10 protein-coding genes and 2 pseudogenes are annotated in these 10,835 nt (G+C 71.7%); 8 read left to right on the top strand and 4 right to left on the bottom strand.

The annotated features are described in order from the left end of the window. Positions 1–12: 12 nt before the first annotated feature. Together KQY30_RS11690 and nudC are read left to right on the top strand one after the other, a co-directional pair. The gene (locus KQY30_RS11690) at positions 13–1,407 is read left to right on the top strand and encodes a dipeptidase (protein WP_217306767.1); all 1,395 of its coding nucleotides are present in this window, start codon (positions 13–15) and stop codon (positions 1,405–1,407) included. Positions 1,408–1,583: 176 nt separating this feature from the next. Continuing rightward, on the top strand, positions 1,584–2,528 hold the full coding sequence (gene nudC, locus KQY30_RS11685) for an NAD(+) diphosphatase (RefSeq protein WP_217306766.1): 945 nt from the start codon (positions 1,584–1,586) through the stop codon (positions 2,526–2,528). A 59-nt stretch (positions 2,529–2,587) separates the two neighbouring features. On the opposite strand, the pseudogene KQY30_RS11680 reads toward nudC, so the two are convergent. Further along, positions 2,588–2,890, bottom strand: a pseudogene (locus KQY30_RS11680) (hypothetical protein); the annotation flags it as partial. Between KQY30_RS11680 and KQY30_RS11675 the strand changes: the two are divergent. After that, positions 2,856–3,098, top strand: coding sequence for a MerR family DNA-binding protein (locus KQY30_RS11675; RefSeq protein ID WP_254407080.1), 243 nt, complete (start codon positions 2,856–2,858; stop codon positions 3,096–3,098). The pseudogene KQY30_RS11680 and the gene KQY30_RS11675 overlap by 35 nt on opposite strands. A gap of 78 nt (positions 3,099–3,176) precedes the next feature. Here the strand turns inward: KQY30_RS11675 and KQY30_RS11670 are convergent, their stop codons facing one another. Next, positions 3,177–3,434: a glutaredoxin domain-containing protein gene (locus KQY30_RS11670; RefSeq protein WP_217306765.1), complete on the bottom strand. Its 258-nt coding sequence runs from the start codon at positions 3,432–3,434 to the stop codon at positions 3,177–3,179. 353 nt (positions 3,435–3,787) lie between these two features. On the opposite strand from KQY30_RS11670, the pseudogene KQY30_RS11665 reads away from it, so the two are divergent. The 4 genes and pseudogenes from KQY30_RS11665 to KQY30_RS11650 all read left to right on the top strand — a co-directional run bounded on the left by KQY30_RS11665 (position 3,788) and on the right by KQY30_RS11650 (position 7,227). Beyond that, positions 3,788–5,853, top strand: a pseudogene (locus tag KQY30_RS11665) (ATP-dependent DNA helicase UvrD2). Positions 5,854–6,036: 183 nt separating this feature from the next. Next, complete coding sequence (locus KQY30_RS11660) at positions 6,037–6,363, top strand: hypothetical protein (RefSeq protein ID WP_217306764.1); 327 nt, start codon at positions 6,037–6,039, stop codon at positions 6,361–6,363. Between the two features lie 175 nt (positions 6,364–6,538). Further along, entirely contained in the window at positions 6,539–6,907 is a 369-nt protein-coding gene (locus KQY30_RS11655) for a WhiB family transcriptional regulator (RefSeq protein ID WP_046502873.1), read from the top strand. Beyond that, on the top strand, positions 6,904–7,227 hold the full coding sequence (locus KQY30_RS11650; RefSeq protein ID WP_217306763.1) for a hypothetical protein: 324 nt from the start codon (positions 6,904–6,906) through the stop codon (positions 7,225–7,227). The genes KQY30_RS11655 and KQY30_RS11650 overlap by 4 nt, the downstream gene beginning before the upstream one ends. A gap of 77 nt (positions 7,228–7,304) precedes the next feature. On the opposite strand, the gene KQY30_RS11645 is transcribed toward KQY30_RS11650, so the two are convergent. Together KQY30_RS11645 and KQY30_RS11640 are read right to left on the bottom strand one after the other, a co-directional pair. Continuing rightward, complete coding sequence (locus KQY30_RS11645; RefSeq protein ID WP_217306762.1) at positions 7,305–8,720, bottom strand: AarF/ABC1/UbiB kinase family protein; 1,416 nt, start codon at positions 8,718–8,720, stop codon at positions 7,305–7,307. Positions 8,721–8,762: 42 nt separating this feature from the next. Next, the gene (locus KQY30_RS11640) at positions 8,763–9,911 is read right to left on the bottom strand and encodes a ThiF family adenylyltransferase (RefSeq protein WP_217306761.1); all 1,149 of its coding nucleotides are present in this window, start codon (positions 9,909–9,911) and stop codon (positions 8,763–8,765) included. Between the two features lie 236 nt (positions 9,912–10,147). Here KQY30_RS11640 and KQY30_RS11635 point away from each other — a divergent pair, with 236 nt between their 5' ends. Beyond that, positions 10,148–10,801, top strand: coding sequence for a M48 family metallopeptidase (locus KQY30_RS11635; RefSeq protein ID WP_217306760.1), 654 nt, complete (start codon positions 10,148–10,150; stop codon positions 10,799–10,801). Positions 10,802–10,835: the final 34 nt, after the last annotated feature.

Here is a 10,835-nt window from a genome sequence, read left to right as displayed (position 1 = left end):
AGGCTCGACATCATGAGCGACACCCCGGACAGCGTCGTCCGTACGTACATCCAGACCCACCGCGCGGCCTTCCTCGACGATCTCGCCGACTGGCTGCGCATCCCGTCCGTCTCGGCCCAGCCCGGCCATGACGCGGATGTGCGGCGCAGCGCGGACTGGCTGGCGGCGAAGCTCAAGGAGACCGGCTTCCCGGTCGCCGAGATCTGGGACACCGCCGGCGCCCCGGCCGTCTTCGCGGAGTGGCCCTCCGCGGACCCGGACGCCCCGACCGTGCTGGTCTACGGCCATCACGACGTCCAGCCCGCCGCGCGCGAGGACGGCTGGCACAGCGACCCCTTCGAGCCGGTCGTGCGGGACGGCAGGATGTACGGACGCGGCGCCGCCGACGACAAGGGCCAGGTGTTCTTCCACACCCTCGGGGTACGGGCGCATCTCGCCGCCACCGGCCGCACCACCCCCGCCGTGCACCTCAAGCTCCTCGTCGAGGGCGAGGAGGAGTCGGGCTCGCCGCATCTGCGCGCCCTGGCCGAGCAGCACGCGGAGCGGCTGGCGGCCGACGCCGTAATCGTCTCCGACACCGGTATGTGGTCCGAGTCCACCCCGACCGTCTGCACCGGCATGCGCGGCCTCGCCGACTGCGAGATCGAGCTGTACGGCCCCGACCAGGACATCCACTCCGGTTCCTTCGGGGGCGCCGTCCCGAACCCGGCCACCGTCGCCGCCCGGCTGGTCGCGGCCCTGCACGACGAGCACGAACGCGTCACGGTCCCCGGCTTCTACGACGGTGTCGCCGAACTCGGCGCGACCGAGCGCGCGCTCCTCGCCGAGCTGCCCTTCGACGAGGAGGAGTGGCTCCGTACGGCCCAGTCCCACGGCACCCTCGGGGAGGCCGGATACTCCACCCTGGAGCGGATCTGGGCCCGCCCGACCGCCGAGGTCAACGGCATCGCGGGCGGTTACCAGGGCCCCGGCGGCAAGACGATCATCCCGTCCTCCGCCCTGCTGAAGCTCTCGTTCCGGCTCGTCGAGGGCCAGGATCCGGACCGTGTCGAGCGGGCCGTGCGGGACTGGACGGAGGCCAGGATCCCGGCCGGAATCCGGTACAAGATCAGCTTCGGCGCGGCCACCCGTCCCTGTCTGACCCCGCTGGACCACCCCGCGCTCCAGTCGGTCGTACGGGCCATGGGCCGCGCGTTCGGCGGCCCTGTCCGCTTCACCCGCGAGGGCGGCTCGGGACCGGCCGCCGACCTCCGGGACGTGCTGGGCGCCCCGGTGCTCTTCCTGGGCATCTCCGTACCGTCCGACGGCTGGCACGCGCCGAACGAGAAGGTCGAACTGGACCTGCTCCTCAAAGGCGCGGAAACGACGGCCTACCTGTGGGGCGACCTTGCCACCGCCCTGCGCTGAGGGCCCGCCCCGCGCCGTCGCCCGGCCCCGCGCCGTCGCCCCGTCCGCCGGGAGCTCCTCCCGCACCGCGGGCCCCGCCCGGCTCGGCCGCGCCGCCGGTTCCGGCGCCGGCCTCGCCCGCACCGCACACTCCGCTGATCAGAAACCCAATCAATCCGGGGGAGTTGGAAGTACCTGTGAGCACCATCAGCAGTGACGCCACCGCACATCGACCCATCGGCCTCACCGCCCCCAGCGGTATCGACCGCGCTGCCCACCACCGCCTCGACGAGGCGTGGCTGGCGGCGGCGTGGAGCCATCCGACGACCCGGGTCTTCGTGGTGTCGGGCGGCCAGGTGCTGATCGACGACACCTCCGACGGCCGTACCGAACTCGTGATGATCCCGTCCTTCGAGGCGCCCGTCACCGAGGCCCACCGCTACTTCCTGGGCATGGACGAGGCGGGTGTCCGCTATTTCGCGCTCCAGAAGGACAGCCTCCCCGGCCGTATCGACCAGTCGGCGCGGGCGGCGGGGCTGCGCGAGGCGGGCATGCTGCTGTCGGCCCGCGACGCGGGGCTGATGGTGCATGCCGTGGCGCTGGAGAACTGGCAGCGGCTGCACCGTTTCTGCTCGCGCTGCGGCGAGCGCACCGTGATCGCCGCGGCCGGCCATATCCGCCGCTGCCCGGCCTGTGGCGCCGAGCACTACCCGCGCACCGACCCCGCGGTGATCATGCTGGTCACCGACGAGGAGGACCGCGCGCTCCTGGGCCGCCAGGTGCACTGGCCCGAGGGCCGCTTCTCCACGCTCGCGGGCTTTGTGGAGCCGGGGGAGTCGATCGAACAGTCGGTGGTCCGCGAGGTCTTCGAGGAGGCGGGCGTCACGGTCGGCGAGGTCGAGTACATCGCCAGCCAGCCATGGCCGTTCCCGTCGAGCCTGATGCTGGGCTTCATGGCGCGCGCCACCTCGTCGCAGATCACGGTGGACGGCGAGGAGATCGAGGAGGCGCGCTGGTTCTCCCGGGAGGACCTGCGGACCGCGATCGAGTCGGGCGAGATCCTGCCCCCGGCCGGGATCTCCATCGCCGCGCGCCTGGTGGAGCTGTGGTACGGCAAGCCCCTGCCGAAGCCGGCGAACTGAGCGGCCGCGACTGAGCGGCTACAACTCCCGGGTGCGACCGGGCGGTTGCACCCGGGCGATTACGAGGAGGCCCTGAGCCGGGGCCGCCCATGGGAGCCGGCAGCGTCGGACGGGCTGGTGCGCCGGCTCCGCCACCACGACACGAACTGGACGACGCCGAACGTCGCCTCGACGGCGAAGAACAGCCACAGCACGCGGAACGCGCCGTGGGCCAGCGCGTACCCCTGCCATGTCGCGAACAGTACGCGCGCCACGCCGTCCAGCAGTCCGTGCACCGGCAGCGGCCCGACGATGCGCAGCAGAGCCCAGACGACCACGACGGAACCCATGAGATTCGCGTACAGGGTCTGGATCGGGTCGAGTGTCGGCGGTTTCTCGCTCGCGGAGATCGCACGGCACGGGGAGGAACTGCGCGAGGCGCCGGACAGCGCCGACGCGCTGTCCGCGCTGTTCGAGGGGAAGATCCAGGTCATCGACGCGCGGATGGCGGAGCTGGCGGCTCTGCGGGCCGACCTCGAAACGCGTGTCGGTACGGGATGCCCGCTGCGGGCGGCCGCGCAGGCCGGCTGAACGGGCGGCGAACGGGCGGCTCAGCGGGACGCCCCCTCCGGTGATGTCCACCGGAGGGAGCGTGGCGCCGGGAGAGGGTCAGACCGCGAGGGCCTGCTTCACCTGGGCGAGGCTGGGGTTCGTCATGACGATGTTCTCGCCCCCGCCGGGCGGGACCACCAGAACCGTCGGGACCGTCTGGTTGCCGCCGTTCGCCTTCTCGACGAAGGCCGCCGACTCCGGGTCCTGCTCGATGTTGATCTCCGTGTACGCGATGCCCTCGCGATCCATCTGGCCCTTGAGCCGACGGCAGTATCCGCACCACGTGGTGCTGTACATCGTCACAGTGCCCGGCATGTCCCTCGCGCTCCTCTGTCTCGCCGAATGCGTTGTCCGCATGATGTCGAACGTCCACGCCCCGGCCACCATTCCCGCCCCGCCACCGCACCCGGCTCGGGCGGGGCGTGGCTCGGCCCGCCAGTGTGTTCGTACGACCGATGCGCCTCCCCTGTGGACAACCACCGCACCCGTCCCGGGGGACCTGGCAGCATGGCGGCGTGACAGCAGCAACGCATTCCCCACTCTTCCCGCCGGAATTCCCGCAGGAGTCAGGGCACGGCCAGATCGTGGCCCCGCCGCGCGACGCCGACGCGGTGCTGGACGGACTCGACCCCGAGCAGCGCGAGGTCGCGACGTCCCTGCACGGTCCGGTGTGTGGCTGGCCGGGGCCGGCACGGGCAAGACGCGCGCGATCACGCACCGGATCGCGTACGGTGTGCGCGCGGGCATACTCCAGCCCGGCAGCGTGCTGGCCGTCACCTTCACCAACCGGGCCGCGGGCGAGATGCGCGGTCGGCTGCGCCAGCTCGGCGCGGGCGGTGTCCAGGCGCGTACGTTCCACTCGGCGGCGCTGCGCCAGCTCCAGTTCTTCTGGCCGAAGGCGGTCGGCGGCGAGCTGCCGAGGCTGCTCGAACGCAAGGTGCAGCTCGTCGCGGAGGCCGCGGCCCGCTGCCGGATCCGGCTCGACCGCAATGAACTGCGCGATGTCACCGGCGAGATCGAGTGGGCGAAGGTCACCCAGACCGTCCCGGCCGACTATCCCGCCGCCGTGGCCAAGTCCGTGCGCGAGGCCCCGCGCGACCCGGCCGAGACCGGCCAGATCTACGGCATGTACGAACAGCTCAAGCGCGACCGCTCGGTGATCGACTTCGAGGACGTCCTGCTGCTCACGGTCGGCATCCTCCAGGACCGCCATGACATCGCCGACCAGATCCGCCGTCAGTACCAGCACTTCGTGGTCGACGAGTATCAGGACGTGAGCCCGCTCCAGCAGCGGCTGCTCGATCTCTGGCTGGGAGACCGGGAAAGCCTCTGCGTGGTCGGCGACGCCAGCCAGACGATCTACTCCTTCACCGGCGCCACCCCCGACCATCTGCTGAACTTCCGCACCCGCCATCCGGGCGCCACCGTGGTGAAGCTGGTGCGCGACTACCGCTCCACGCCCCAGGTCGTCCATCTCGCCAACGGCCTGCTGAACCAGGCCCGGGGCAGGGCCGCCGAGCACCGGCTCGAACTGGTCTCGCAGCGCGGCCCCGGCCCCGAGCCGGTCTGCACGGAGTACGTGGACGAACCGACCGAGGCCGAGGGCACCGCCCGCCGGATCCGCGATCTGATCGCGGCCGGAGTCCCGGCCGGTGAGATCGCCGTGCTGTACCGGATCAACGCCCAGTCGGAGGTCTACGAACAGGCCCTGGCCGACGCCGGGGTGCCCTATCAACTGCGCGGCGCGGAGCGGTTCTTCGAGCGCCAGGAGGTACGGGAGGCGGGCGCGGCGCTGCGGGGCGCGGCCCGCTTCGGGGGCAATGACTCCCTGCTCGACGATGTCGTCGAACTGCCCGCGCAGGTGCGGGCGGTGCTCTCCACCAAGGGCTGGACCACCGAACCCCCGGCGGGCTCGGGCGCGGTGCGTGACCGCTGGGAGTCCCTGGCGGCCCTGGTCCGGCTCGCCGAGGACTTCGTACGGGCCAGGCCGGAGGCGACACTCGCCGATCTGGTGGCCGAGCTGGACGAGCGCGCGGCCGCCCAGCACGCGCCCACGGTCCAGGGCGTCACCCTGGCCTCGCTGCACGCGGCGAAGGGCCTGGAGTGGGACGCGGTGTTCCTGGTCGGGCTCGCCGAGGGCATGATGCCGATCACCTACGCCAAGACCGATGAGCAGATCGAGGAGGAGCGCCGGCTCCTCTATGTCGGGGTCACCCGGGCGCGGTCGCATCTCTGTCTGTCCTGGGCGCTCTCCCGCGCGCCCGGCGGCCGGGCCTCCCGCCGCCCCACCCGCTTCCTCAACGGACTGCGCCCGGGCTCCACCGCCGCCGGGGCGCGGGGTACGGAGACAAGGCCGGGCGGAGCCGTGGAGCGCGGCGGCGCGGCACGGCGCAAGCGGCGCGGCCCGGCGCTCTGCCGGGTCTGCGGCAAGACCCTGACCGACGCGGGCGAGATGAAGCTGATGCGCTGTGAGGACTGCCCGTCGGACATGGACGAGGCGCTCTACGAACGGCTGCGGGACTGGCGCGCCGACCAGGCCGGGGCCCTGGGCCAGCCCGCCTATTGCGTGTTCACCGACAAGACCCTGATGGCGATCGCCGAGGCGGTGCCGGCCGGCCCGGGCGAGCTGGCGTCGATCGCCGGCGTCGGCGCCCGCAAGCTGGACCGTTTCGGAGCCGATGTGCTTGCCATCTGCGCTGGTGAGGAGCGTGCCGGGGACGGCGGGGAGGACTGATACGAACTCGTCGAAAAAATAGTTTGCGCCCGCCAGGGCAATCCCCATAGGTTCTTAACCACGGGAACAGCGGGCTTCTCCCAAGCCCTGTCCCCGTGCTCTACTTGTCCAAAGCAGTATCTGTCCAGAATACGCGCGACTGGCTCCGGTCAGTCCTTGAGACGCCGAGAGGAGGCGATTCCAGTGATCAGCATCAAGAACATCGACTTTGTCAGCACCGACAAAATGACCGATCGCTCGGTCGTCTCCGCCTGCCCGCTCGGCTTCTCCGGTTCCGAACTCATCGCCAGTGGTCTGTCCGGCTTCTCCGCCGTGCTGCCCGCCGCCCTGTCGGGTCTTCCCGTTGGGGTGCGCAATGAGCGACCGACCAAGGCACTGGAAGCAGGAGTAGCAGCGGCAGCGGCCAAGGCCTATGCCTTTGCGGCGACCGGTGCCGAAACCAAGCGGCAGACGCAGCACCACACGATGTGGGCCTTCCGTGGGCTCGAACCCTGGAGTGATCCAGCCTGACAGACGATCAGGCCGGCGCCTTCAGGGCCGCGGAACCCCACCCGGGATCCGCGGCCCTTCTGTTTGTCCCGAACGGGAGAGACGGAACGAAGGGGCCTCGGGACACCAGCAACGCTCGGTACCAAGCCGAAACCCGGCCAACCAGGCCGGACCGACCAGACGAGGAACGACACCCGTGCAACTCGAAGCGCACGCCCCGTCCGTACCGCCTTCCGAAACGATCTCCCCGCCCGTCCCCACGGAGGACTCCACCTTGACCCCGCTCACCGCGCTCACCGCGCTCGACGACGCCATCGAGAACCTCGGCGTCGCCGTCCCCTGCCGTGCTTACGACCCCGAGGTCTTCTTCGCCGAGTCCCCGGCCGATGTCGAGTACGCCAAGGCGCTCTGCCGCACCTGCCCGCTGGTCGAGGCCTGCCTCGCCGGCGCCAAGGAGCGGCGCGAGCCGTGGGGCGTGTGGGGTGGCGAACTCTTCGTCCAGGGCGTGGTCGTGGCCCGCAAGCGGCCGCGTGGCCGTCCGCGCAAGAACCCGGTCACGGCATGACCGCCACCGGAACCATCGACCGTCCGTTTACGCACGATCCCCAGAAGCAGGCTCCGATGACCTCTTCCCTGCGAGAGCCCACCGGCTCCGCCACCCCAGCCGTCAGCACCAAGGACGCGAAGGACTCGCGTCAGAACAGGACCCGTGAGATGCAACTCATCCCAGAAGCCATGGCGCGCGCGCATATGAGCGAGCGCCTGCGGGAAGCCGACGCGGAACGCCGGGCCGCGCGCCTGGTCGCCGCCCGGCGGATGCAGCGCCGCGCCGAGCGCGTATCGATGCGCGCCCGCCGCGCGCTGGCCATGGCCGTCATGCAGTAAGCGGCCGACTGTCCAGTCGCGCCCATCACCGTCAGCGAGCGGGGGCCGGTCCCGAGGGACCGGCCCCCGCGCCGCGTTCAGGCGCTGTCGTCCTCCGGCTCGGCCGCGGACGCCTGTTCCGGTATGAACGGCTCCGGTACGAACCCGGGCAGCCAGGCCTCCAGTTCGTCCCTGAGCCGGACCGTCGCGCTGAGCTGGCAGAGCACCCCGATGGTGCTCAGCGTGACGCGGTGTATCAGCAGATACGACGGCGGCAGATTGAGCTGCTTGCCCAACTGGTGCGCGGGGGAGCGCGGATCCGCTATCCGCGCGGCCTGGTCGCGCATCCAGCCCCGGGTGAAGGTGAACTCCTCCACCGCCGCCGGCTCGATGATCGGCCGGAGATAGTCCAGCACCGCGTCCGGGTCGAGATCGATGGACTCCTTGACGAACCCTTCCTCGCACAGCAGGCCGTACACCGCCTCGGCGTCGTCCTCCAGGGTCATCCGCAGCGCCTCGCCGATAGTGTCGGGAAGCCCGCCCGGCAGCCGGTCCACCGTGCCGAAGTCCAGCACCCCCAGCCGGAGTTCTCCGCTCTCGCCCTCCTCGCCGTCCCCGCCCTCACCGTCAGGGTGCGCCGCCGGCAGCAGCCGGAAGTTCCCCGGGTGCGGATCGGCGTGCAGCAGACCCGTGCGGGCCGGGCCCGAGAAGAGGAACCTGGCGAGGAGCTGCCCCGCCCGGTCGCGCTGCTCGGGCGTCCCGTCGGAGATCACCTCCGACAGCGGTGTCCCGTCGATCCACTCCGTGACCAGCACCTGCTCGCCCTGGTACACCACCTCCGGCACCACCACATCCGGGTCGCCCGCGAACTCCGCCGCATGCTCCTGCTGTGCCTCGGCCTCCAGCGCGTAGTCCAGTTCCTCGGCGACCCGGTCGCGCAGTTCGGTGATCAGCGGCTTGATGTCCATCCCCGGGATCAGCGGCCCCAGCAGCCTGGCGAACCGGCTGAGCTGCGCGAGATCGGACAGCAGCGCCTCGCCCGCCCCCGGATACTGCACCTTGACCGCGACCTCGCGCCCGTCGTGCCAGACCGCGCGGTGCACCTGCCCGATCGACGCGGCGGCCGAGGGCTTGTCCTCGAACTCCAGGAACAGCTCCCGCCACTCCTCGCCCAGCCGCTCCGCCAGCACCGCGTGGACCGTACGGACCGGCATGGGCGGCGCCGCCTCCTGGAGCCTGGTGAGCGCCGCCCGGTAGGGCCCGGCGATCTCCTCGGGCAGCGCCGACTCGAACACGGACAGTGCCTGCCCGAACTTCATCGCACCGCCCTTCAGCTCGCCGAGGACCTTGAAGAGCTGGTCCGCCGTGCGCTGCTGCAGTTCCCGGGCGACGATCTCCGCGGACTTCCCGCCGATCCGCTTGCCCAGGCCCCAGGTGGCCCGGCCCGCGAAGCCCAGTGGCAGCGTGGCCAGCTTCGCGGTCCGGGTGACCGCCTTCCGGGGAAGATCAGACATGAAGCCCCTCCAAGTCCCAGACAGCCGAGCCGCGTGCGGCGGTTACCCAGCCATTGTGTCGTGCGACGCCCCGATATCCGCCATGCGCACCCCCTCCTGCCCGCCGGCCGCCCCGCAGGAGCAGTCCGGATGGGGGGTGACGCGCTCCGCCCGCCAGTCCAGCAGCGGCAGCGACGCCTCCCACCGCGCCCCCGTACTGGCCGGCAGATCCCCGTCCAGGAACGACAGGGCATGGGCCGCCGCCAGCCCCGCCACCGCCGTGGCCAGCCCCAGATCGCAGGCCGGCACCGAGGGAGTCCGGTGCCCGGAGCGCCACTGCGCCAGCATCCGCGGCCACCCCGGATCACGCTCCGCCCTGGCCCGTGCCACACACTCCGCGCAGGCCGTGCCACCGGGCAGCACCAGCGGTCCGACCAGGCCCGTCGCCTCGATCACCCCCGTATACAGATGGGGCGTGCCGGTGGCGATCCAGGGCTCGGCCGTGGCCGGATCCGGGGCATACGCCGCGAGCCCGTCCCGGGGAGCGACGATCACCAGGGAGAGACCCGGCTCGGCCTCGCCGCAGGGCTCCCCGTACTCCGCCGCGCTCGGCGGACGCCCCGGCGCGGACCGCCGGACCAACTGCCGCGCCGCGATGTCACGCCGCTCGCCCACGCTGTGGGCGGGCAGTCCGCCCGGCGCCACATCCCCCTCCTCCGTACACCCGCCGTCCAGCACATCCACCCGCCCCACCCCGGAGGCCGCGAGCACCGCGGCGACGGCCGCGCCCACCCGCCCCGCGCCCCGGACCTGGACCCGCATGGCCCGCCGCGCCGCCAGCCGGCGTATCCCCGCCCCCGGCTCACGGTGGACAACGGACAGGGACGCCAGATCGGGCCGCAGCCGGTCGAAGGCGCCCGTCCGCTTCCGTAAGCCCTCGGCCGCGGGGCCGTCCTCGTCCGGATCGTCGAGCACCCCTGCCGCGCTCAGCCGTTCCACCAGCGAATCGGCCAGCCCGTCGGGCAGCCCCATCGCATGCGCCCGCTCCCTCAGCAGGGGCAGTCCACGGGTCCCGTCGAGCAGCTCCAGAAAACTGCCCGTGGCCGTATCGACAGGACCGACCAGCACGGCATGCGCGGGAGTGACCCCGAACTGCACGGTCTGCCGCTCCCGCCACGCACGCCGCAGCGCGGGCTTCACCATCGGATGCATATCGGCCTCCCTCTCGCTCCCTCTCGATTTCCGCCGCCGGAATCTCCCCGGCCCCGCCCGGACTGCTCGATCCGGTTGATCCGTGTTCCCAGAATGCAAGGCGGCGCGCGGCGATGCAGAAAGTTATCCACAGGCACGCGCATTAATCGTGCAAATAACGAGGGGCCGAAAATGGATCAAGATTGAACCACCCCGGAGGCGGGACTTCCCCCACACACAGCGGGTAACGTCGGGGCGTGTCCGCCGATCCTTCCCCTCGCCTCGCGGGGGAGCTCCCCTCGCACAGCGCCGCAAGTGAAGAGCGCAGCGTGACAAGCCGCCTGTCGCGCGGCCCGGGGACGAGCGCTGTCGAGGTCCGCAGAAGCGCCCGCCGCAGCAGAACCGTCTCGGCGTACCGCGAGGGCGACCGGACCATCGTCCTCATCCCCGCCCGGATGTCGGAGGCCGAGGAGCGGCGCTGGGTCACCGTGATGCTCGACAAACTCGCCGCGCAGGAGAGCAAGCGCGTCCTCGGCGACGGCGAGCTGACCGAGCGGGCCGAGCGGCTCTCCGCCCTGTACTTCAACGGCAGTGCCCGGCCCACGTCCGTCCGCTGGGTCACCAACCAGAACACCCGCTGGGGTTCGTGCACCCCGGCCGAGGGCAGCATCCGTCTGTCGCACCGGCTCCAGGGCATGCCGGAGTACGTCGTCGACTATGTGCTCGTGCACGAGTTGGCGCATCTGCTCGTACCGGGCCACGGGCCGCGGTTCTGGCGGCTCCTGGAGGCCTATCCGCGCACCGAGCGGGCGCGTGGCTATCTCGAAGGTGTCGTCGCCGCCGACCGGCTGCCGCATCTGCCCGTCGCACGCGGGGAATCACCGCACGGTGAATCACCGCACGTGGAATGACGGACCGCCAGGGTGCGCGGATACGGACCGGCAT

It is taken from the genome of Streptomyces sp. GMY02, assembly GCF_019056675.1.
Lineage (GTDB): Bacteria > Actinomycetota > Actinomycetes > Streptomycetales > Streptomycetaceae > Streptomyces > Streptomyces odonnellii.
Note: the sequence above shows the minus strand (reverse complement) of the source record. Positions and strands in the feature narration are given on the sequence as shown.

Coding starts and splice junctions, on each gene's coding strand:
- KQY30_RS11690 (WP_217306767.1), top strand. CDS start 13: ATGAGCGACACCCCGGACAGCGTCGTCCGTACGTACATCCAGACCCAC.
- KQY30_RS11675 (WP_254407080.1), top strand. CDS start 2,856: ATGAGATTCGCGTACAGGGTCTGGATCGGGTCGAGTGTCGGCGGTTTC.
- KQY30_RS11670 (WP_217306765.1), bottom strand. CDS start 3,434: ATGCCGGGCACTGTGACGATGTACAGCACCACGTGGTGCGGATACTGC.
- KQY30_RS11650 (WP_217306763.1), top strand. CDS start 6,904: ATGACCGCCACCGGAACCATCGACCGTCCGTTTACGCACGATCCCCAG.
- KQY30_RS11645 (WP_217306762.1), bottom strand. CDS start 8,720: ATGTCTGATCTTCCCCGGAAGGCGGTCACCCGGACCGCGAAGCTGGCC.
- KQY30_RS11640 (WP_217306761.1), bottom strand. CDS start 9,911: ATGCATCCGATGGTGAAGCCCGCGCTGCGGCGTGCGTGGCGGGAGCGG.